Source organism: Anaerolineales bacterium, assembly GCA_003105035.1.
In the GTDB taxonomy this organism is placed as follows: Bacteria; Chloroflexota; Anaerolineae; order Anaerolineales; family UBA4823; genus FEB-25.
The window spans coordinates 20,107-43,784 of the sequence record PQAL01000010.1; the positions used below are offsets into that span (position 1 = coordinate 20,107).

13 protein-coding genes, 1 tRNA gene and 1 pseudogene are annotated in these 23,678 nt (G+C 50.4%); 9 read left to right on the forward strand and 6 right to left on the reverse strand.

The window, feature by feature from the left end; translation table 11 throughout:
* Positions 1 to 23: 23 nt before the first annotated feature.
* From C3F13_04845 to C3F13_04860, 4 genes are read left to right on the forward strand one after another with little or no spacing between them, the layout of a single operon-like run.
* Entirely contained in the window at positions 24 to 1,622 is a 1,599-nt protein-coding gene (locus C3F13_04845) for a hypothetical protein (protein ID PWB55051.1), read from the forward strand.
* On the forward strand, positions 1,619 to 2,983 hold the full coding sequence (locus tag C3F13_04850; protein PWB55052.1) for a hypothetical protein: 1,365 nt from the start codon (positions 1,619 to 1,621) through the stop codon (positions 2,981 to 2,983). Before C3F13_04845 ends, C3F13_04850 begins: the two co-directional genes overlap by 4 nt.
* The gene (locus C3F13_04855; protein PWB55053.1) at positions 2,980 to 4,554 is read left to right on the forward strand and encodes a hypothetical protein; all 1,575 of its coding nucleotides are present in this window, start codon (positions 2,980 to 2,982) and stop codon (positions 4,552 to 4,554) included. The genes C3F13_04850 and C3F13_04855 overlap by 4 nt, the downstream gene beginning before the upstream one ends.
* Entirely contained in the window at positions 4,485 to 5,693 is a 1,209-nt protein-coding gene (locus C3F13_04860; GenBank protein PWB55054.1) for a hypothetical protein, read from the forward strand. The genes C3F13_04855 and C3F13_04860 overlap by 70 nt, the downstream gene beginning before the upstream one ends.
* A gap of 427 nt (positions 5,694 to 6,120) precedes the next feature.
* Here the strand turns inward: C3F13_04860 and C3F13_04865 are convergent.
* Positions 6,121 to 6,240: pseudogene (locus C3F13_04865) on the reverse strand (chitin deacetylase).
* 1,464 nt (positions 6,241 to 7,704) lie between these two features.
* Entirely contained in the window at positions 7,705 to 10,767 is a 3,063-nt protein-coding gene (locus C3F13_04870; protein ID PWB55055.1) for a hypothetical protein, read from the reverse strand.
* Between the two features lie 289 nt (positions 10,768 to 11,056).
* Between C3F13_04870 and C3F13_04875 the strand changes: the two genes are divergently transcribed.
* On the forward strand, positions 11,057 to 12,328 hold the full coding sequence (locus C3F13_04875) for an MFS transporter (protein PWB55056.1): 1,272 nt from the start codon (positions 11,057 to 11,059) through the stop codon (positions 12,326 to 12,328).
* An 80-nt stretch (positions 12,329 to 12,408) separates the two neighbouring features.
* Here C3F13_04875 and C3F13_04880 read toward each other — a convergent pair whose 3' ends face one another.
* A complete protein-coding gene (locus C3F13_04880) occupies positions 12,409 to 14,037 on the reverse strand; it encodes a hypothetical protein (GenBank protein ID PWB55057.1) in 1,629 nt (542 codons plus the stop codon).
* A gap of 341 nt (positions 14,038 to 14,378) precedes the next feature.
* On the opposite strand from C3F13_04880, the gene C3F13_04885 reads away from it, so the two are divergent.
* Positions 14,379 to 14,454, forward strand: a tRNA-Ala gene (locus tag C3F13_04885).
* A 323-nt stretch (positions 14,455 to 14,777) separates the two neighbouring features.
* Here C3F13_04885 and C3F13_04890 read toward each other — a convergent pair.
* Positions 14,778 to 15,365: a hypothetical protein gene (locus tag C3F13_04890; GenBank protein ID PWB55058.1), complete on the reverse strand. Its 588-nt coding sequence runs from the start codon at positions 15,363 to 15,365 to the stop codon at positions 14,778 to 14,780.
* 120 nt (positions 15,366 to 15,485) lie between these two features.
* On the opposite strand from C3F13_04890, the gene C3F13_04895 reads away from it, so the two are divergent.
* The 3 genes from C3F13_04895 (at position 15,486) to C3F13_04905 (ending at position 21,406) form a co-directional block, all read left to right on the forward strand.
* Entirely contained in the window at positions 15,486 to 16,244 is a 759-nt protein-coding gene (locus C3F13_04895; GenBank protein PWB55059.1) for a class I SAM-dependent methyltransferase, read from the forward strand.
* Positions 16,245 to 16,315: 71 nt separating this feature from the next.
* A complete protein-coding gene (locus tag C3F13_04900) occupies positions 16,316 to 18,766 on the forward strand; it encodes a leucine--tRNA ligase (protein ID PWB55060.1) in 2,451 nt (816 codons plus the stop codon).
* Between the two features lie 168 nt (positions 18,767 to 18,934).
* Positions 18,935 to 21,406 (forward strand): hypothetical protein, encoded by a 2,472-nt coding sequence (locus C3F13_04905; protein ID PWB55061.1) that lies wholly within the window; start codon positions 18,935 to 18,937, stop codon positions 21,404 to 21,406.
* An 89-nt stretch (positions 21,407 to 21,495) separates the two neighbouring features.
* Here C3F13_04905 and C3F13_04910 read toward each other — a convergent pair whose 3' ends face one another.
* Both C3F13_04910 and C3F13_04915 read right to left on the reverse strand, forming a co-directional pair.
* Positions 21,496 to 22,467, reverse strand: coding sequence for a D-cysteine desulfhydrase family protein (locus C3F13_04910; protein PWB55062.1), 972 nt, complete (start codon positions 22,465 to 22,467; stop codon positions 21,496 to 21,498).
* Positions 22,468 to 22,471: 4 nt separating this feature from the next.
* Entirely contained in the window at positions 22,472 to 23,662 is a 1,191-nt protein-coding gene (locus C3F13_04915) for a hypothetical protein (protein ID PWB55063.1), read from the reverse strand.
* Positions 23,663 to 23,678 lie beyond the last annotated feature (16 nt).

The window sequence follows — 23,678 nt, forward strand, 5'->3', positions numbered from 1 at the left end:
AGTATTTGTCCAGTAGGAGCGACATGAGGATATCGAATTCGTTAAACATAAGCGAAACAGTGTATGAGCCGGAAGTAGCTCAGATAAAAACTGGAACGTTGGTAAATGAAGCAGTTGTCAGCCACCTGATACTAGCAATCGCCATGAGTGTGGGATTGTTTTTCCGTATCTGGCAGGTTGATGCGATGGGATTTAACACCGATGAGGCAGTATATGCTGGTCAAGCTGCTGCTATCGCCCGTGTGCCCGGTCTGATGGATATATTTCCAATCTTTCGTGCCCATCCGCTCTTATTCCAATTTTTACTCTCATTGGTTTACCGTATCCACTTTAGCGATGTATTAGGTAGAATTTTGGCGGTCGCCATTGGGCTTGGGACTGTCCTGATCACTTACAAGCTTGGAAAGTTATTGTATGGTCGCTTGCCGGGTGCCCTGGCGGCCTTGTTCATTGCCCTCATGCCTTATCATGTGATTGTTTCCCGCCAGGTACTCCTGGATGGTCCGATGACCTTCTTTGCTACCCTGACCCTATATATGTTGGCTCGCTTCGCTAAGACACAGCGACCTGCCTGGCTGTATGCGGTTGGGGTCTGCATGGGATTAACTGTCCTGACCAAGGAGACAAGTATCGTGCTGATCGGTGGTATTTTCGTGTTCCTTGCGCTGGCACCTGAAATTCATACACGCTTGAGAGATTTGATCATCTCATTTGCGGTCATGGTCTTGGTGATCGCTCCATTCCCATTGTCTATGGTCCTGGCAGGGAATTCGTCGACAGGACGAAATTACCTTGTCTGGCAGTTGTTCCGGCGACCAAATCATCCCTGGGATTTTTATATCACGGTTGTGCCACCCGCGGTGGGCATCCTGGTCATTATCACCGCCATCGCCGGATTGTACTTTCTCAGGCGCGAGCATTCGTGGCGAGAGAAACTCCTCCTGGCCTGGCTCATCGTGCCGATCATATTCTTTGAAATCTGGCCGGTAAAGGGATATCAATACTTACTCCCCATTGCTCCGGCTTTGGCCTTGCTTGCGGGGCGTGCTGCAGGAAGGTTGATTTTAAAAGCTAATGGAAAATCTTACTTCTCTCCCATTAAAACATTCTTCAACCAACCAGCGGTGTACTGGATGATGACCAGCTTAGTGGTCTTTTCTTTAGGCTTTTCTTCATGGGAGAGGATACAGCCTGAAATCTCCACGTCATTTTTAGCGGGTACTGGTGGAGTGCCGGGTGGCAGGGAAGCGGGTTTATGGATTGAAGATCATGTACCGGTGAAGGCAAAATTCATGACGATTGGTCCTTCCATGGCAAATATCATCGAATTCTATGGCGAGAGACCTGCAAATGGACTCGCTGTTAGCCCGAACCCACTGCATCGTAATCCGTCATATGACCCAATCGCTAATCCAGACGCCCAAATTCGCAATTCCGAGTTGCAATATTTGGTATGGGATTCTTTCTCTGCCAGTCGTTCTTCGTTTTTTGCAGATAAGCTAATGGGTTATGTATATAAGTACAACGGGCATGCTGTTCATACCGAAACCATCACTGTCAAAGATCAAACCGGGCGTTATGTGGTCAAACCAGTCATCATTATTTATGAGGTGTATCCATGATCAAGCACAAATCAATTGCCTTGCTTAGTGCCATATTTCTGGTCATCATTCAGGTGCTCCCAGTAAAGGCTGCTGCGGATACCTCTGCTCACCTGCCAACCACACCCATACAACACCTGGTCGTAGTGATGCAAGAGAATCACACCTTTGATAATTACTTTGGGACATACCCCGGAGCGAATGGTATACCAACTGATGTAAAAATGCCAGTCGATCCGAGCAATCCCTCTGCAGGTTATGTTTCACCCTGGCATATTGGCAATTCAACCATCACCGACCTCAGTCATAGCTCGTCTACTTTTGCTGATCAATTCAACAATGGCAAAATGGATGGATTCGTCTCAGCGCTGAACGCTCGCAATCAAGATGGAAAGCTTGCCATGGGATACTACAATGGCAGTGATATCCCCTACTATTGGAACCTGGCAGACAACTATGTGCTATTTGACCAATTCTTCAGCTCAGCCAAAGATGGAAGTTCTGCCAATCATATGTATTGGGTGATGGGTAGTTCCCCGGTCGTTCCGAAAGGGGTGAACCTCTCCGATGTCCTTGCCAATACGCCAACGATATTTGATAGCCTACAGGCAGCTGGTGTGTCCTGGAAATTTTATGTCCAAAACTATGACCCGACCATAACTTATCGCGATGTGTATAACAAGGGGAATCGCGAGTCTCAGGTAATTTGGGTCCCACTGCTGAACTTTGACCGCTTTATTGATGATCCCACCCTCTCCAGCCATATTGTGGACCTTAGCCAATATTTTAGCGACCTGGATAATGGCACACTTCCTGCGGTTTCCTATATCGTCCCATCCGGTGCGAGTGAACACCCACCCAGCAGCTTAATGAGCGGTCAACGGTTTGTCAAGTCCATCTTGCAAGAGCTGGAACGTTCCAGCGCCTGGGATAGTTCAGCGTTCCTGCTACTGTATGATGATTGGGGTGGTTGGTACGACCATGTCACACCTCCCCAGGTTGATGAGTTTGGCTATGGTCCACGGGTACCTGGAATATTGGTCAGCCCATACGCCAAAGCAAGCTATATTGACAACACTGTGCTTGATTTTACTTCCGTGCTTAAATTCATCGAACAAAATTGGAACATCGCGCCCTTATCGCAACGAGACGCCAATGCCAACAATTTTCTGTCCGCCTTCGATTTTAACCAGGCCCCACGCCTGCCTATTTTCCTCCCCCTGACACGCATCGCTGCTCCTCCGGTAAAAAAGGACCCCTCCACGGTGATATATCTTGGTTATGGGGGAGCATTATGCCTATCATTATCAATCATTGCCATTGCCAATCATCGTTCAAAGCGCAATAATGTGGATAAACCCAATGAGAGGGGTGAAGCGTGAAACGCTGGTTAGCGATCTCCTTGGTCATCCTTGGATTACTGCTTGGCTTGCAGCATGTAAAAATACCCCGCGCATCCGCAGCCAGCCTGAATATTGCCGATATTTATCGATCGCAACATACGAATGCCACGGAAACGAGCCCCCTGAATGTAATCTATGGTATTGCTGTGCCTGTCACACCCAACGCGGCTTCCACGAGTTTCTCCGATGGCAACCAGCTATTTGAGGTGACGAATCGGCCCATAATTTCGCAAGCTAGTTATTCTCCAGTTTACTCCAGCGGTGTTTCAAAAATCACCAGCAGTTTTTTGCACACACCGACATTCCTGATGGATAGTAAAATCCCTCACCAGGTGGGTATTTCCCTGGCGGGTAACAGCCAGTTCAATCTTTCTGAACCAATCATCCTTACTGGTCTATTGAAAGATTTAACGACAGGTGCCCCAATACCCAATAAGACCGTGTCATTTACAACCAACGGCATCATCCTGGGTCAGACTCACACGGATGACCAGGGTGGCTTTCAGATTGAGCTCCGGAAAGACCTTCCAGCAGGATCTTATGTGGTGACAGGGATTTTCAAGGGAGCCCATCTCTTAAATCCTGCTTCGAATATCATCACATTTAAAATCCTTCCAGCATTTGTACGCATCCAGACAGTTCCAGCCATCCCAGGAATCACCTTTCAGATGGATGGACAGGCATTTGTTTCCGGTGCGGATGGGATCGCATCGGTCGCTATCAACCAGGCTGGTGTTTATCGCCTTGATGTCTTGCTGGATAAGTACAAAAATCCTTCGCAGCGGGTGGAATTTGGTCGCTGGTCGGTCGAATCTTATCAGCCATTTCGGGATGTTCAGGTTCCCAGCGATAATGTCATCCAGGTGGGTATAAATATCTATCATAAAGTAAATTTTAAGTTTTTGGATCTCGATAACTATCCGGTCGACCTATCCCGCATAAGCTCAATATCCATCCGCAGCGTCCAAGGGGATGTATTCGCCCTTAAACCAGGTGATACCCCGTGGCTCCCTGCCAGCCGGACTGCGCGGCGCCAGAATGGACTTCAGGAAACCGATTTACTTTACTCCGTTAACTCTGTTGTCATTGATGGCTCGAATGTGGTGAATTCATCTCAGCAACGTTTTTTCGCCAAGTTGGACGATACCTGGAACATTTCCCTCCTGCTGTTTACCCTTAATATTTCGGTTAAGGATGGATTATTTGCATCTCCGATCGGAAAGACGGTCAGCCTGACTTACCCTAACGGGCAAAGCGAAAATTTTGAGCTCGACAATGCTGGGAACCTGACAATTCATACCCTCGCCCGTGGGATATACCATGTCTCACTTAAAGGGATAAAAGGTCTTGGCACGAGCACCCCGGTGGCATTATCCCGGAACCAGTCTGTCAATATGAGGATCATCACTCCCCTGGATGCGGCAGTAACTGGCCTGACTGGAATGGGAATCGCGTTGGGATTGATTTTTTATGGAAGGCCATGGCTCTTAGGAAATATTGTCAGGAAGAAGCGCTTTTCTTTTCGCAAATCGATGGATGTACGCTCATGAAAAAGAATCGATTGGTTAATATCATATTATTAAGCCTGCTGGTTTTGGCGTTATTGCTCACTACCGCCTCGGCCCTCAAAACGCCGTATATCAAGGTATCGCAAGCCTCCACGAATGCTGTAGCACCATCCAGTAACACTCCAATACCTGTCTTGGCTTATTACTACATCTGGTACGACTCCAACTCATGGGATCGGGCAAAATCGGATTTACCCCTATTGGGGAGTTACACCAGCGATGATATCACCGTGATGCGCCAGCATATACAGGATGCGAAAGCAGCCGGGATCACTGGATTTATCGTCAGTTGGAAGGGCACAGATGTGCTTAACCGCCGGTTGAAATTGCTAGTACAGGTTGCTGAGCAGGAAAACTTCAAGCTGGCGGTGATCTACCAGGGCTTGGATTTCAATCGGAACCCTCTCCCGGTGGATCAAGTGGCCAACGATTTGGATTATTTCATCCAGAATTTTGCCAGCATGCCAGCATTTCAATTATTCTCGAAACCCATGGTCATCTGGTCTGGAACCTGGAAGTTCAGTACGCAGGATATTGAGCAGGTGACTAAAACGCGGCGGAGTTCCTTATTAATACTGGCCTCCGAGCGAGATCTAGCTGGTTTTTCCCGTCTGGTGAGCTTTGTGGACGGGGAGGCGTATTACTGGTCATCGGTCAACCCTGCAACCTACTCAGGTTATCAGAACAAGCTCGATCAGCTCAGCCAGGCGGTCCACCAAAATAATGGATTGTGGATTGCTCCTGCTGCTCCGGGGTTCGATGCGCGTATGATTGGGGGCACGAGTGTCGTCGATCGCAAGGATGGAAACACTTTCAGGATTGAGATCAATACCGCGATGGCTTCAACACCGGATGCACTCGGCATCATCAGCTGGAATGAGTTCAGCGAAAATAGCCACATAGAACCGTCTCAGAAATATGGATCTCAATATCTAGATATGTTAAGCCAGATTCTCAAAACACCGGCAACAAATGTCACTGAATTCGATTCGAGTATTCCCGACAAGACTTATACCGACATTTTTCCTCAATCACGTGTTATCGCATTGGGCGGGCTGGGAATACTTGTCATCATCTCCATGGTGATGATCTTTCAGCACCAGATACATTTAGGTCGATGAACAATATAGTCTCTGCTTTACCGGATTAAAAACGACCCTATTTTGTTGTTCATCTAAAATCCTGAGTTATTTAATATCGGAACTTCTGTACTGCGCACACAAGAGGCGGATGCAGCAATATTTTGCCTCCGCTATCTGGCTCACTGCGCTATGATATTACTCAGTCAGGGTATGCTTCTGTTTACGGCACAATCGTTGCTGTGGGGGGCAGCTCAATGCCGACGTCCATGGTCAGCACCCAGCCATCGATGGCACCACCCTGGGCAGTTAGATATTCCACCAGCACGCACTCCCGGTTGAATTCATCAAAGCGTCGCTCAGTGGGCAGGAAGCGTACACTCACCCCAGCAGGGATGCGGCCTACGGCGGTAAATTTTTCGTAACATCCATTGCGGGCGAACACCTCCCGCTGCGTATAGGCGTTTATCGGTGTTGGCGTCAGCGTAGGGGTGGGGGTGTAAGTCGCCGTGGGGGTCAAGGTAGAAGTTTGGGTGGGTGAGGGGGTGTGGGTAGCGGTAGAGGTGGCGGTCGGTGTCAGTGTGGGTGTTTGCGCTAGCGCATATGCCTGATATCTGCCTTTCCCCCATGATACTAAGCCAATTAGGACGATCATGCCCACCAAAATCAATCCCGCTCGGATCCCCAGGACCTTCAAACGATAGCTACTTAATTTCCGTTTCAGCTCCTTAACTCCTGGGTCGACGGGGAAACGCTTCATCACATCCGTGCTCTGGCGAGCGGCTTCAGCCGGCCAGGCAGGGTTTTTCTCATATGCCTGGTTGGCTGCGTGCAGTTCGTTATCGAACTTCTGGTACTCGCGTTGCTGGCGGTCAAGTTCGTTTTGCAGGCGATCCAGGCTCTCGTCTACACCTTCCAGATTGCGTATCTGCGCCAGGTTCTGCCGGGCTTGCTTGTTCAGGTATAAACCTTCTTCCAGGGTGGTGGCATGGTCAGCCTGGTTCTTGAGTGCCCGTGTTTGCTCTTTAAGCGGCTCAACCACGCGGGGAGTGATAGTTTTAAAGCGCTCGATCAGCCGTTCGAAGGCAGGATTATCGCCATACTCGATCACGAGCGCATCCAGGCTGGCTTTTGCCTGGGAAGCGGTCTTAGGGTCAAGCTCAGCCTGGTTTAAATAGTCATAAATTGATCGCAGAGTGTCTTTTACCTTTTGCAAGCTTTGCACCCGATCGGCATATTTCGGCATGCCTGTTGCCCCGGTTGCCGCTTGAATCCGCTCGATGGCATCATCAATATTCCCAAGTTTGAATAAATTCAATCCCTCTTCATAGGCTTTTTCTGCATCAATGTTCTCTTGCAGCTTTTGGGCGAAGTCCTGGCCTTCCTGCCAGCGTTGAATCCCCAGCTCGTGCAGTGAATTCTGGGCACTCTCCAGTAAGGCCAGTGCATCCGCAAACCGCCCGACACGCGCCGCAGATTGTGCTTTTCCATAAGCGGATGCCGCATCGGCTGGAAGTGCGACGACCGGAATATACCCCGTACGCAGGTAGTTCTCAGCTTCCGTGCGATGTTGCCGGGCGCGTTCCCAGTTCGGCTCCAGCTGCAAGACACGGTCAAAAACCTGCACAGCTTCAGCATATCTTCCACTGTAGAAGAGCTTCTCAGCCATATCCATCTGCGATTCAGCAGCCGGGTTGTGTTCTCGCTCAGGCTCTGAGAAGGGCCCTTCCTGACTAGAACCGCCTTCGGATGGAGAGGTAGCTGCATCTACTTTACCACTCGCCTGTCCAAGCAAGGCTTTATCGCCATCTTCCTGGTCTTGGATGCGTGCCATCAGATCCTTCCGCCAGGCTTGCAAAGCAGTCTTCTCATCTGGGGTCAGGCTTTGGTATGCCTCGGAATTGACCAGCTCTTCGATATCCAACAGGATATGCCGCATATCGACAATGCTGCTCGTTGCGTTCGTTGTAAGCTCTTGGTATTGCTTTTCGATCTGGGAAAGTGGATTTAGATTATTTTGATCACTCATACGCATGGGTACTGAATTTATTATTTAGGCACCGGGCAGTTGTTGGTAAATAGCCAGCAGGTCTTTCCTGACCTCGCCGATCTGAGTATACCCTTGATTAAGCATCTGCTCCAGGATCGATCGCAGCTGGTTGGGCAAGCGTTCATCATCATAAGTCCAATTTACCAGGTAATGAGTAGAGGCTTTTTCAATATCCTCCGGCCGGTTGGGTCCCAGTGGCAGGCTGCCCTGGGCAGGGCGTCCGGTAAAAAGGTGATGCATCCCGCGCGCCCCCAGCTGGACCAGGTCAAACTGGATTTCTGCATCCGGTAAACCCTGAGAGTGACGTTTGGCAATGTTCCAGTCAATCATTACCACCCCATGTGTTTCGACATCCCAATAGTAATGGAGCAGTTTATGGTCCCGATAGACAATATTTCGATCGTGGGCAAATTGTAAAATGTCGCAGATCTGTAGCGCCAGCACCAGGCTGTCGCGCAGCGAGAGAAACCAGCCGTGGGTATAGCTAGCATCACAGTAGTGCAGCAAGTTGTGCTCCGGATTGCGTTTCACCAGGGCGAGATACGGCAACCATCCCAGGGCTAATTGTCTGTCCATCGCAGCCAGGAAGTTTTGGGCTTGCTCGGTTCTAAAATGGATCACCTGCCCCGTAAGCTCTTCTACAGACGAATGGCTTTCATCGCTGGGTAGTGACTGGTCGTCGTCCAGCTTGAGATATCCAAGTTCCACGAGCGGAGTGATGCCCGGCACGTCATACAGCATGGTCAGGATCTGGGTCTCTTCGATAAATAACGGCACAGCGTATTCCAGCTGGTCGGAGCGCATGACCTTGAAAGCCTGCGAAACTGGGTGTTTGGAGAGATTGTTCAGGCGTCCACTGAATACCCTGGCTGAAGAGCCGCGGGCTTCTGGCCTCCAGGTGTCCAGCGGTTCACCCAGAACCATCTTCTGGTCAGGACCAAACCTACCCTCCAGGACGCCTTCGGTAGTTTTTATAGGGGTATGCCTGGGCGTGGCTCTTTCCACCTTCAGCGGGTGGGTATGGGGTAACGACACAATTTCCCGTGATTGATATTCCTTCAGCCACGGTAATTCCTTCATGATCTCAGGGAACTCAATCAACAAATCGACCGATCGGGTCCCTTTACGCAGTCGCTTGAAGGCTTCCAGGGTGTCATCCAACCAGCTTGCTGGTCCCACCCGATTACGCAAGGTACGTCCTGCCAGTTCAACGGATGTCAGGTAATCGTAGAATGGCTCATCCTTGCTGGCGCCTTTTTGTATACGCGCCAGCCATCCTGGTGCTGCCGCAATCGCCTTTTCTGCGGTGATCAGGCGGTTCCGGTCGGGGTCCCACATCAGGATTGAGCGTAACCCACGCCGGGCAAGCTCAAAATCCTTTGCCTCCCAGGCTTTTAAAACCAGGTCAACCTGGGCGCTTGGCTGCATCAGGCAGTTTTCTAATATTTCACGCCAGCCGGGCAGCTGCTCCTCTATGAAAGGCAGCAGGCTATCCACTACAGCATAACTGATGCTTGAGTGGGGAGGCGAAGGCTCAGTCTCTTTCCACTTCTTGATGATTTCTTCATTAACCAAGGCAATCAGGTCGGTATTGGCTTGCCAGTGAAAACCATTCAGGTCGTGGTTCTGGCTGTTGCTGCCTTCGAAAGACTCCCGTAGGTGTTGATTGCCTTTTCTGGTTAACTCAGCCTGCATGGTGTAGTACAGGCGAGCGAACGTCGTATAAGGAGTGATGGCTTCGGGCTCGAGGTCAAGGCACACGCTTCGCGCTTTCTGGCTGATTTTATTCCACCAGTCAGGGCGGGCCTGGTCACCGAGGTAAGTAAAAATTTCCCATAATAACGTGGTCCAATCACCAGATACACCTGCGGTGAGGGAGTTAATGAATGCTGTGCGGGTTGATTCATCGCTGCTTGCCTTGTGCAACGCAACACTAGCAACCTCCGCTAAAAGGTTCCATTTCTCTGGATAAGCGAAAGGTAATTTGCTGGCCGTCTCACAGACCTGTAAAAATTCAGAGATTTTATTCTCCGCAGCCATCTGGTAGGCTGCTTTGGCAATGAAATTACTGGCTCCCGATTGATCGGGTTGTTCTCCATAAACCGATAGTTTTTCCTGGAGTACCTGGTAGTATCGGATTTGTTCCAAATCTGGCCTGGATAGGCTTTGGAATTCTCCTTCCTGGCGACGGAGTGCCTGAAGCTGTTCCTCGTCTGCCTTGTACTGGTCTTCAAGAATGCCTTTGAGCACCTGGAACGCATTCGTATAGGCATCAACATCGGGCATATCTTTGGGCCATTTGAGGTCACGATACAGAGCAGGATTCACTTCCAGCAGAAAATTACCCATTTCGTCGATGAATTGGCGCTTATCATCCACCATGCTATTCCGCCGGTTTTTTGTGATGCCTCCGCCCTCCAGAAATTGGCTGTTGCCCCAATCGATGACCGTTATGCTCCTGGTTACGGCATCCCAATACAGGTGGTTCGGCTTGACATCGTTCCAAAGGATGCCGTTGTGATTGCCTGCTTCGTCACGGAATTCAGTTGTATGGATGTTTTCCAAAAAACTGAGCATGGTTAATAAGATGCGTACCAGCAAAGGCGCTGGAAATTCTTTATACCGTGACCACTGGTTGACGATGGGGGTATATTCGGGATTTTCTCGTAATTGCTCAACGCTGGCACCACCAAACTGGATAAACTGGCTCAATTGTTTTAAATCAAACCCACAAGCTTGTTCAATGACAATGAAAGCTTGCTCACCCAGGTCGAATTCCGGCCTGTTTTGATCGATTAATGCCGGTGTTTTTAGCTTTAGGAGTGAGTTAGGGCTTGTAATTCTTTGCAGAGAGCGCAAAATACTTGCTTCTGTTCTGATTTGGCTTGCCTGACGCAGGCTATCGCTAAAAAATGCCCCTCTGCGCGGCCGTTTAACAATTGCAGGTTGTTTATCCAATACCGATTCTGCCAGGTAGACTTCCCCGGCATCACCTTCCCCTAGTTTTTGGATCAGGTTCCAGCTTTGCCGCTGTCCCTGGATGGTTTCACTTGTAACAGTAATCATTCTCCAACATTGTAACCCAGATTAGGCATGGTCCGTGAGCGTGTCGTAGCCTTCTTCTGTGGTCTGTGACGAAGTATACAAGATAGTTGTTCCCTCCGCATTAGCAGATAATTAGGGTATCCTTTTTATATTGGCGATAGATTTCAAGACAGGTTTTGTGCTCTCCTGCCATCATATGATCGATTGGTTTTACACCTAATTGCTGCATTGCAGGCAGGCTTAGCGGAAGGTAAAATTGTCCTGCACTTGAGGCTGTGGTAAATTTATAGTTTTTGGATAAAGGGAAAATATGACTGAATCAGCTGACCAGGTAACCGAAAAAGCTTCCATTCGGCAATTGCCTCGCAACGTTTGGGCTGTTGGCTTAACGAGCTTCTTCATGGATGTGTCCAGCGAGATGGTGCTTAATATCCTGCCTCTATTTCTGGCGAACGTGCTGGGGGTGAAGACCAACGTGATTGGCTTGATTGAAGGGCTAGCCGAAGCAACTGCCAGCATTTTGAAACTATTTTCAGGCTGGTTGTCCGACAAGCTGGGTGGGCGTAAGTGGTTGGCGGTCGTAGGCTATGGGTTGTCAGCGCTTTCAAAACCTTTCTTTTACTTTGCCACCACGTGGGAGATGATCGCCGTTGTCCGCTGGGTTGATAGGGTAGGCAAGGGCATCCGAACCGCCCCGCGTGATGCCCTGGTAGCCGATTCTGTCACCAAGGAAACACGTGGCCTGGCATTCGGTTTTCATCGCGCCCTCGACACAGCCGGTGCGATGACCGGCATCATCATCGCCGTGGTGATCGTATGGCTCACCCAAAAGAACTCCGCAGATTTGATGAAGCCAACGTTTGAGACCGTGGTGTTGATTAGTTTGCTTCCGGCCTTCCTGGCCGTCTTGTCGCTGATCATTGGAGCCAGGGATGTCCCGGTTAAAGAGCGGCGTGCCGCTCCCAGGTTTTCCTTACGTGGCATGGGTCGACCATTCATTATCTTCCTGGTCATCGTTTGTATCTTTACCTTGGGGAACTCTGCAGATGCCTTCCTTGTGCTGCGTGCTCAAAATCTTGGCGTGTCCGTGACGGGCATCCTGTTGATGCTGGTCATGTTCAACCTGATCTATTCCCTGGTATCCACACCGGCAGGTGCCCTCTCCGACCGCGTCGGCCGTAAGCGGTTGATCATCGGCGGATGGCTGGTATATGCGGCGATTTATCTGGGATTCGCTTTCGCGAGCATCTCCTGGCAGGTGTGGTTGCTTTATGTGGTGTACGGCCTGTATTACGGCATGGCATTCGGGACAGCCAATGCCCTGGTTGCCGACCTGGTCCCTGAGAATCTGAGGGGCACTGCCTATGGCACCTATAATGCCACCGTCGGGATCCTGGCATTCCCGGCTTCTTTTATTGCCGGGCTGCTTTGGCAGGGGATTGGTTCATGGCCAGGGTTTGGGCCATCCGCCCCCTTCATGTTTGGTGGAACGCTTGCCTTAATCGCCGCCTTGCTGATGGCCTTCTGGATGCCGAAAATAAATCCAGGAGGAGAGGCTTCCTACAAGGCAGGAGGGCAGTAATACATCGGAATTGAATTGGTTTTTTGTCTAAAAAGTCGATCAGCCGGGAAGCTATGTTTACCTGGCTTATCCTGGAAATCTCATTTGTCTGGGTTATTCTCTGGTGCTAATACAGAACGGATGATTTGCCCCTGGGCGATCCAGCCTGAATACTCACCAAAATCCACATACCACCAGTTATTCCCCTTGGCCAGCACGCCTTGCAAGCTGTTCATCTGTTGCAAGATGACGCCGTGGGTTCCTGCCGGTAGGGTGGCAAAGCTGTCGTAATTTGTCCCTGGACCTAATCGAAGCGTTGTCTCACCCGATGTTGTAACCTGGTCGCCAGGCATATAGGTTTTTGAATAGGCTTCAGGTTGGACAACCACCATCAGCATCCCGTTTGCCACCGGTCGTTCGATGCCTGCCACTGACAGTATAGCTTGAGGTTCGCTTTGGTAAACTTGTTTACCGTTGAAACCTGCCTTCGTTGTGAAGGGAAGATAGATGTGGTAGGCTCCTTGGCAGGTGTAGATGTTACAAAAAGTGTTATTGACCACCTGCCCGTTGATTACCAGCGTCGATGAACCGCCTCCATCTTGCGCCACTCCCCAGGTAGCCCCAAGCGTATCCAGAGCAAAGGCTGCCAGCTCATGAATCGTCATGCCGACGCTGTGCTCAGTATCTCGGCCATCGACTACGATAAAAAAAATATACTGAGCATTATATGCGATAGCAGTTCGTGGATTATGGCTGGTGGCACCAGAGTCGGTAAAATCCCTGATTTGGCTGTTCTTCAGAAAGAAGTAAGCCCCCTGGATGCTAGCATATGTCTTCGTCCAGCTGCTATTGTCGGTTGTCTTGCAATCATCCAGGTAAGGTGTGATTTCTTGTGACACATAGATTTCGCTGCCGATTTCTGCATTTTGAACAAGCGTTTGGGCTGCGCTACCGCTGGCTGAAAGCACGATGGAGTTAAACGGGATCAAGCTGTTCCCTTCGTTCTCATGGATTTCACGGATAATTCCCACGGCTTTATTTGGTGTGGGAAGGATCAGGGAAGGGCGGGCCATTTCGACCACCACTTCAACTCCAGCGCTCGACGTACCGGTTCGGCTGTTGTATTGGGGAGTAAATAACACCAGCTCATCGACATCGCGATAGTCGTTAATCCTCGTAATCTCCTGGCTTTTACCGGTCGCTGGATAGGTGATCAGCTGCTTTTCTGGCCGGTGGTTGACACACTCTCCAATAAATGCACTTCGGTCGAGCTTCCAGGCAAATCCACTCCAACCGCCTAAGTTATCGTAACGCTTGGCATACCACCCCGACTGGATCTGCCCACCCCATGGCATGCCGTTTCCATAATCGAAGTATGAGCCATTGATTGCCACAACCGCCTGGTTCCTCATACCCCAGGTGGGTGGATTGGCACCACCTCCCCAGTAATTGATGGCTTGATCATAGCGGTTAAACATCCCACTGACCGTCTCTCTGCCCTCGGCGAGTTTTCCGTTTGCGATCGTGCTTTCCAGGGTTAGGTTTGTATTGCTTCGGTCCATCCGGACGACAAAAACGTTGTTGGGATCGGGCAGATGGATCTTTGTGTAATCGATTCCAGGCAGGACGACCGTCCATCCAAGACTGTCAGGTTGTTCTGCGGTTGAAACACTCACTGGGAAGAGCAGAACAAATATGAGAAGTAATGGCAGGGATTTTCGAAGCTTCATTGGACCACCTAAACACCAATTTTATCAATAATTGTTGAATATACCAATAATATTGCAAGATAATTTTAATCTGATAAACACCATGAATTTATGCGTTCCTAACCTTACAGGTTCTTCAACTGATTCCGTTATCCACAGATAATATTTTTCCCGAGGTCGTTTGTAATCTTCCAGATTAGATGCAAGAAATTTACCGCTTTCTTTTAAGGGTAGGACACGCTGCCCAGATATATCCGGGAAATGAAGTAGTGGCCCCTTGATGCTGGATTGTCGCCTTACCGGACAGATACCGCTCAATTGACGAATCGGTGTTTTGCGGGTACAATCCGTGCTACATTTTTGGGCCCATAGCGCAGTTGGGAGCGCGTCTCAATGGCATTGAGAAGGCCGAGGGTTCGAATCCCTCTGGGTCCACTAAAAGTCATGGCAGGAGTATTAAGCCATCCTTCAGCGAGCCGGGAGAGAGAGGTGTGAGCCCGGCATAGTGCCAAGGGAGCACGGAAAGCAAGGTTGAACTCGCCTGCCGCCCTTGATCACAAGGGCAGACTTCAGCAGTGAAGGCATCAATTGATTTAGCTGCTGGCAGGATTCGCCTGTTATCGCGATAACTGAGTGGCTGTGAAGGCCAGGTTTCGACCAGGTCTCTCAGCAATCAGGGTGGTACCACGGAGAAGACCTTCGTCCCTGTTAGTGGAGAAGGTTTTTTGTTCTTTAAAAATACGACATAAGCAGAAATTGCATCAGGCTACCGGCTCGGAGTCGATCACATTCAAGAAAACATCCAGCACTTCCGGATCAAATTGAGAGCCTTTTACTTTTTTCAATTCGGCCACCGCTTCTTCATGGGTGCGACCCTGACGGTAGTAGCGATCCTCAACCATGGCCTGGTAGGCATCCGCAATGCCCAGGATACGCGCACCGAGTGGGATATTTTTCCCGCTCAGGCCCTTTGGGTAGCCGGTGCCATCATATTTTTCCTGATGCGCTGAGATGGTCGAAGCCAGGGATGGGTAGGCATCGATCGACGATACGATATTTGAGCCGATGGTTGGGTGCATCTTGATCAGCATCCAGTCTTCTTCGGAAAGGATGGCTTTTTTCCTCAGTACCCGGTCTGAGATGCCGATTTTTCCGATATCGTGCAGGATCGACGCCCAGTAGACGATTTCTACTTCGTCATCGTTCATCTCAAGCTTTCGGGCGGTGGTGCTGGCCCATTTGGCCACCTTCGTGCTGTGCTCGCCGTTTTTCGATACCCGGCGATCAACGAACTTGGACATGCTGATCAGTAACTGGAGCCAGAGTGCTTGTTGTTGTGTGTTGGTCATAGGATCTCTTCGCTGGTTGGAATGGTTTCTGGTTTCTCTGATGCAAAATCTATACCAGCTTGAAGGTAGCGTGGATCGCTCAATTGTAAGGACATTGTGTTTGTTGGATAGGTTGTAAGAATGGAAGAATTCGATTTTGATGCGGTATTCGATGTTGATGACTACCTGTATTTTTACAGTGAGGCCTTAACTGACGAGCGCACCGAGGCAGAGGTCAGTGCGCTGGTCAGCTTGCTTGGCTTGGATCAGCCAGCGAAAATCCTTGACCTGGCTTGCGGGTTCGGCCGTCATACCAACCGTTTGGCTACGCTCGGACACACCATGACCGGTGTCGACATCATGCCTGGCTTCCTTGAAATCGCTCGTCAGGAGGCTACCCGGATGGGCGTCCTGGTGGATTATCAGCAGGCGGATATGCGGCAAATAACCTTCGAGGATGAATTTGATTATGTCACGATCTTGTTTACCGCCTTTGGTTATTTTTCTGATGAACAGAACCTTCAGGTCTTGGTCAATGTTAGCCAGGCGTTGAAAGTAGGCGGCAGGTTCGTCTTCGATAGCATGAACCGGGATGCGATCGTAAAAAATTTCCTTCCCGCCACGGTTATAGAAAAGGAAGGTAACTTGCTTATTGACCGCATGTCCTTCGATAGCCTGCAAGGCAGGTTTTATAATAAACGGATCGTTATCAGGGATGGTGTTCGTAAGGATAAACCTTACTTTGTCCGTTTATATAATGCAAATGAGATCAAGGACTTGCTGGGAAAAGCTGGTTTGGAGCTTGAAAATGTTTACGGTGGTCTGGATCGAAAGGCGTTCACATCCGATTCTCGCCGAATGGTCGTGATCGCCCATAAACCAAGTGGCGTAACGGTTTGATTACGACTCATTGAGATCAGGTGCTGGATGACTGAATAACCAGTTACTCTTCACATTTCATGGAGAATAAAATGTCTGAATTAACGATTTATAACCCTACAGATATTGAACCCAAATGGCAGGCACGTTGGGAGAAGGAGGGTCTGTATCAGGCTGAGATTGATCCTTCGCGTACCAAGTTTTACGCCCTGACCATGCTGCCATATACTTCCGGAGATTTGCATATCGGTCACTGGTACGCCATGACCCCTCCCGATGCACGTGCCCGTTTTAAACGCATGCAAGGGTACAACGTTGTCTTCCCCATTGGTTTCGATGCCTTCGGATTACCGGCTGAAAATGCTGCCATCAAGAAGGGCATCCACCCCAAGACCTGGACCTATGCCAATATTGAGCACATGCGCAAACAGCTCAAAAGCATGGGAGCCATGTGGGATTGGCAGCGTGAGATGATTTCCAGCGACCCGGAGTATTACCGTTGGACACAGTGGTTTTTTATCCAGCTGTACAAGCACGGCCTGGCATACCGCAAGTATTCACCGGTCGATTGGTGCCCTCACTGCCAGACCACTCTGGCGCGTGAACAGGTGCAGGGTGAAGACCGTCATTGTGAGCGGTGCGACACGCCGGTGATCAAGAAAGAGCTGGAACAGTGGTTCTTCAAGATAACCAGTTATGCTGATGATTTGCTGGACTACTCCACGATTGACTGGCCCGAGCGTGTCAAGACCCTGCAAACCAATTGGATCGGACGTTCAGAGGGTGCTTCGGTAATCTTCCATAGTGAGCAGGAGGACCCGATTGAGATCTTCACTACTCGGCCCGATACGTTATGGGGTGCCACTTTTATGGTACTGGCACCCGAGCATCCCCTGGTGCAAAAGATCACCGCTCCCACGAAAAGGGAAGCGGTTGATGCCTACATCCGCCAGGCTTCCCGGCAGTCGGATATTGATCGTGAAGCTTCCGATAAGGAGAAGACCGGTGTGTTTACCGGGGGCTATGCGATTAATCCGGTGAATGGCGAGCGGATTCCCATCTGGATCGCTGATTATGTGCTGATGACCTACGGCACAGGTGCCATCATGGCAGTCCCGGCCCATGATCAGCGTGATTTTGACTTCGCCCGTAAATATGGACTGGAAGTGCGGGTGGTGATTCAACCCGCCGATATTGAGCCACAGGAGGGTGCCACCATGCAGGCTTCCGTTCCTGCTATTGGTGACATGGTCAACTCTGGACCGCTAACCGGCACTCCTGGTAAGCAAGCGTTCAGTTCAGCTATCGAATACATTGAATCACGGGGTATGGGAAAAGCTGCCGTCAATTATAAGCTGCGCGATTGGTTAATCTCGCGGCAGCGCTATTGGGGTGCCCCCATACCGATGGTTTACTGCCAAACCTGCGGTTGGAACGCGGTCCCTGAAAACCAGCTGCCCGTATTATTGCCAGACGACGTTGAGTGGCAGCCCACCGGGGTCAATCCACTTACCATCCACCCGACCTGGAAGAATACCACCTGCCCGGTGTGTGGTCAGCCAGCTACGCGTGAGACCGATACGATGGATACCTTTATGTGCTCTTCCTGGTACCACTTACGTTACCTGAGCCCAAACTATGACCAAGGCCCCTTCCGCCAGCAGGATTACGGGTATTGGATGCCGGTGGATAACTATACGGGTGGCATCGAGCATGCCACCATGCACCTGATGTATACCCGCTTCTTCCACAAGGCACTGCGTGATATGGGCATTACAAAGGGTCCTGAACCGATGCTGCAGCTGCGTAACCAGGGGATTGTGCTGGGTGAAGATAGTGAGAAGATGTCGAAAAGCCGGGGTAATGTGATTTCACCCGATGAGCTGGTTGCCAGGTACGGCGCGGATTCAGTGCGCGCCTACCTGATGTTCTTTGCCCGCTGGGAGATGGGCGCGCCCTGGAGCAGCACCGGCATCGATGGTGCGTATCGCTGGTTACGCCGGGTCTGGATACTTTTCACGGACCCTGTTGAGAAAGGTAATCCTGATCCGGAGTTGCTTCGCGCATTACGCAGGAAGCTGCATCAGACATTGAAGCAAGTCACCCATGATTTCGAGGTGTTTGAGTTCAATACGATCGTCTCGGGTCTGATGGAGTTGCTCAATGAGATGTACCGGGCGCGTGAAAAAGGTGCTGCGGGTACGGTTGAATGGAACGAAGCTGTTGATGTTTATCTGCGGATGATGGCTCCCGTAACGCCACATATCGCTGAGGAATTGTGGGCTTTCTTGGGGAAACCCTACTCAATTCACCAGCAACCCTGGCCTGCCGTTGATTACGAAGCAGCAGCTGATGAGCTGATCACCTTAATCGTGCAGGTGAATGGCAAGCTGCGCGACCGTATCCAGGTTCCAGTGGGCATCTCTGAACAAGAAGCTGAAGCTGCAGCTCTGCAGAGCGAAGCGATCAGGAAATTCCTGGAAGGAAAGCCTCCCCTCAAGGTGATCGTCGTTCCCGGACGTTTAGTCAACATCGTTGTCTGATCCACGGGCTGCTCCTAACCAGGGCAGCCTTTTTTATTGCTGCACAGTCGTGATGTCATGTACTGGGGATTAGACGATTGTTCGCCCTTCAAGTATGAATGAACCATAATGTTTTTTTAAGGGTATTTTGTTAGAATAAGCTATGAAAGTTATATCGGTGTAATCGATATGAGTCATCTGTTGTTTAATAAAACGGGTAAGCGTACATGGGATTGGCTGGCAGTCGTTTTGCTAATCGTGTTGATGCAAGTCGCTGCAGCCCGTCTGGTTGCCACCTTATGGACCTTGGACTTGAACCTGGTGCTGGTTGTGACCTTTTTTGCCACCATCCTTGGTCTTGTCCTCGGGTTAAGCATGTATCGTGGTTTTTGGGTGGTGTTATTTACAATTACTTATGGTTGTATCGTTATTCCCTGGCAACTTGGCCTGACCCTCGACCCTGAATTAGGGTGGCCTTTTCGGCTAGTTAACCTGTGGGGTCGCCTCAATATCGTCTTCCAGGAACTGTTAGCCCGTAAACCGATTACCGATAACTTGCTTTTCCTGACTTTGATGGCTGTCTTATTCTGGTGTTTGGCCGCCTATGCCGGGATTATTTTAATACGTGAGGCAAACCCCTGGAAGGTCATCATCCCGGCAGGTATCGTTGCGTTTGTTATAAACACCTTTGACCCCCTTCTGATCGTACGTTCCATCTACCTCGCCGTGTATCTGTTGGTTGCCTTGTTCCTGGTAGCTCGCCTGGAGTTCGTTAAAAATACTGGCAGGTGGAGCGCCAGACATGCACATACCCCCTCGGATATGAGTTTTGAATTGTCTCGTGCGGCGTTGATTTTGTCATTTGTCTTGGTTTTCTTCGCCTGGAACCTGCCAGTCCTCTCCGATACACTTAAGCCGGTCTCCGACCTCTGGCATGAGACTTCTAAACCCTGGCTGTCCTTAAAAGACCGTTTTAGTTTCATGTTTGCCTCCCTCCAGGCTTCTGCCACCACGGTCGAGAACTTCTATTCTGCAACCTTGCCACTTGGTTTAGGCTCTCCACTCAGTGACCGGGTCGTGATGGAAGTGCAAGCCCCCAGGATTTCTCCCACAGGTACCCGATATTACTGGGAAGCCCGCACATATGATACATATAAAAATGACATGTGGTCTTCATCACAGCAGACCTCTCAAGACTTAAACGCTAAGAGCTCAAATCTTGCTCAGCCAGGTGTTGATGTCAGGAAAACCGCCATTTTTACATTCTTTCCATATGAAACCATCACCAATATTTATGCCCCACCTGAAGTGCTGTGGACCAGCCTTCCAACCCTGGCATATATGGAAACCAATCGGGATGGAACGGTTGATCTCAGCGCATTGATGAGCAAGAGTTACGTTCGCCCGGGTGAACAATACACCGTGCGCTCAGCCCTCGATTCTGTGACAGTCATCCAATTGAAAAATGCAGACACCGATTACCCCTCCTGGGTGACGGATGAATACTTACAGCTCCCCAGCGATATCACCCCCCGCACCAAGCAGCTGGCAAAGGATATCACAGCAGGCCTGACCAATCCGTACGATATGACCATCGCGGTTACTAATTATCTGCGCGCGAATATGAAGTACGACTTGAGTATCGATAATCCGCCAGCCAACCAGGAACGCATCGATTGGTTCCTGTTCGAGTATAAAAAAGGCTTCTGTAATTACTACGCATCTGCAGAAGTGGTCCTGTTGCGCTCCCTCGGCATTCCCGCCCGCATGGCGGTGGGATTTGCCCAGGGCCAGTCGGAGCAGGCACCTAAACAGACTTCTTCATCAGGTCTTAGCTCTACCAATGGCCCTGCTGGAGATACTACCACTTATGTGGTGCGCCAGAACAGCGCTCATGCCTGGCCCGAAGTGTTTTTCCCAAAAATAGGCTGGGTGATCTTTGAGCCCACGGTATCTCAAGCTGTCCTGTCCAGGCCATCTGGTGAAGACGTTGCCAGCTATGACATGATTGAGGCTGGCCGTGGGCGGGCGAACCAGGGATTACCCGAAGAGCTTGGCTCGGAACGCCAGCTGCCTGCGGATAGTTCAGCATCGGGGATAGCAAGCCCGCAAAGTTATTGGACTACGGGGAATATCATATTGTTTGTGGTTGCGCAAATTACCATTGGCTTAATCGTGATTTTAATATGGCAATTCATGCGTGGCTTCCGGCTGTACGCCTTCATGGAACGAGTTTCAATCGGTGTGCCTGAAACGATGGCGGAAGGATTGCGAATACTGGGGATTCCTCCACCGGATTTCCTGCTCAGCTGGATTTATTACTTGAAACTTCCCCCTGCATCCCGCTCATACCTGGAAATAAATATTGCCCTTGAGCGCCTGGGGATGAAGCTTTCGCCTCAAACTACACCATCAGAACGTGTAGAAATGCTCATCGCTGCTATCCCTTCCACGGTCGCACCAGCGCGCCGGCTGCTCAGCGAATACCATAGTTTGGTATATAGTTCCCATCCTGCGGATGCCGACCTGGCGCGCCAATCTGCCCAGGAGATTCGACGGCTATCCTGGCAACAATCCATCAAGAATTTTGTTGGTCGCATCAAGGCAATATTTAAACGCGGCTCACAGCCTGTGAAGGATGAAACTGCCGAGTTGAAATAACGCGGACAACAGCTGGTGGTCAGCACACCGTTTCCCACGAAACGATTTTTCTGCAGGCTTTGTCCAGAGGTATGATTGCTGGGACCCACCTAGACCGGGTTAGCCAATCCGGCGAAATTTTCTGAGAACAGGGCCGGTGTGCCCCCAGTATGCCAGAATAGGACCTTCTCTTCTCGCTTGAAGTATCCCTTGTGGATCAGGTCGATCATTCCGGCGGCTGCGCGGGCAGTATATACCGGGTCGAGCAACAGGCCTTCTTCTCGGGCGAACATACGGATGGCTTCTTCTTCGGCTGCCCCCATGACGCCATAACCTCCACCCAGATATTCTGCTGATACCAGGATTTCCTGGGGGGCAAAGTCCGTTTTCTCACAGAGTAAATCAGAGGTGTCGTTCGCCAGCGGAGCTACCTTCGCCTGTAGATCTGCTTCTGTTTCATCAACACTGATCCCAAGTACTTTGCCTTTGAAGTTGACTAACCTCGCCCCGCAGACTAGCCCTGCTTGTGTGCCCCCCGAAGATGATGCAAAGACGATCCAATCAGGTTTAAAGCCTTGGTCTCCAAGCTCTTTCATTGCAAAAGCATAGGCGCAAGCACCAGTGCTGTTTGAACCTCCATACGGAACCAGGTACGGCCGCCTACCCGCTTCCCACGCATCGTTGAATGTCTGTTGTAAAGTACTGTTGCGTTCCTGGCGAGAAGTCCATACTAGCCTGGCGTTGAAAAGCTGATCCAGCATCAGATTCCCGGTTGCCTGTAGTGGCTTATCACCCGAAAGGACCAGGATGCATTCAAAATTTAGCCGGGCACATGCAGCTGCGGTCTGCCGGCAATGATTGGACTGCACAGCACCCGCCGTGATGACCGTTCGTGCGCCATGCGCCTGTGCTTCCGCCAGCAGGTACTCCAGCTTGCGTGTCTTGTTTCCACCGAATGCCAGGCCGGTAAGATCATCCCGTTTGACGAACAGCTTCGGACCGTTCAGCTTGCTCGTCAGTTTTGGCAGACTTTCGATGGGTGTGGGTAGGTGTGCGAGCTGGATGTGTGGGATTGCTCTCATGGTTTTATCCGATCACTTGCCGAGTATTTGCCTTGCCGCGCTGGCGCATGATATCCAGTATTCCGGGCAAGGTTTTGGTGTACAGCTTGTATAGCATGCTATTTACAGGCAGGTCCCATGCCCCCAGGTAGCGGTGGACCGTACCTCCCAGCCCTTCCTTAAATCTGAATACACCCCATAATGGGTCTGACTCGACAAAGTCGTCGGGTGCGCCCCACAGGTCATATATCCTGCAACCAGCTGCCTTCGCTCGCTTAATGGCTTCCCACTGCAGCAGGTAATTAGGCATCATATCGCGATGCGAAGAGCGCGACATGCCATACAGGTACCAGGCTTTGCCTGCAAAGCGAAAGATAAGCACACCTGCGATGGGTTCGCCCTCATATTCAGCAATCAATGCATCGGCTGCAGGCTGGTCAAGGCGCTTTTGGACTTTATTGAATAGAAAAGCGTTCCAGACCTCACGGTAATAGGATTCGTTTCGGATGACAAAGCCATCGCGGACGGAGGTCTCGGCGTACATGTGGATCAGCATATCGATATCTTCAGGTGTGCCTGTCCTGACCGTCACCCCTTTACGTTTAGCCAGATTCACATTGTAGCGGGTCTTCTGCTTCATATTAGTCAGAAGCTCAGCTTCGCTCGGTTGCAGGTCGATCAAAACCGTGTTGCGAAATTGCACCTGTTCCTCAGAAAACTGCCATCCAATTTCCTTCAGATCGTTGATCACACTTGTTGCCAATTGGTGTTCACAGGCTTCCGGGCTCCTGGGGATACCGTGACCAACTTCAAGATCAGGATCAATCTTGATGAAGATCGTACTCTGCTTTTGAGCATGTTCTTTTAGGTCTTTAAGGATTCGTTGGCGGAGAGGAAGATCATCCCAATCCAGAAGGGGCCCTTTCGGAACATAAATGATCCCCATCTTATGTCCGAATCCGCCGATTTTTATGTTTCTCTGCAGGATAAGTGCTGCTCCGACCAGTTCCTTGCCACTCAAGTGGTCGGGGAAGTGATTGACATTAACTGTGATCCGGCTTCCTTCTTTGTACCAGAGCAGGTGACTGGGTTGCCAGCCAAATTGTGACTTAACCATGCCCCATTCCCACGATTGTAGTATGTGTGCGCCTGGCAGGTGGGTGATAGCGCTATTCCATTCCAACGGATTAATCGTGGTCGGGTTGCTAGGTAGCATTATTACACCTGAAGGA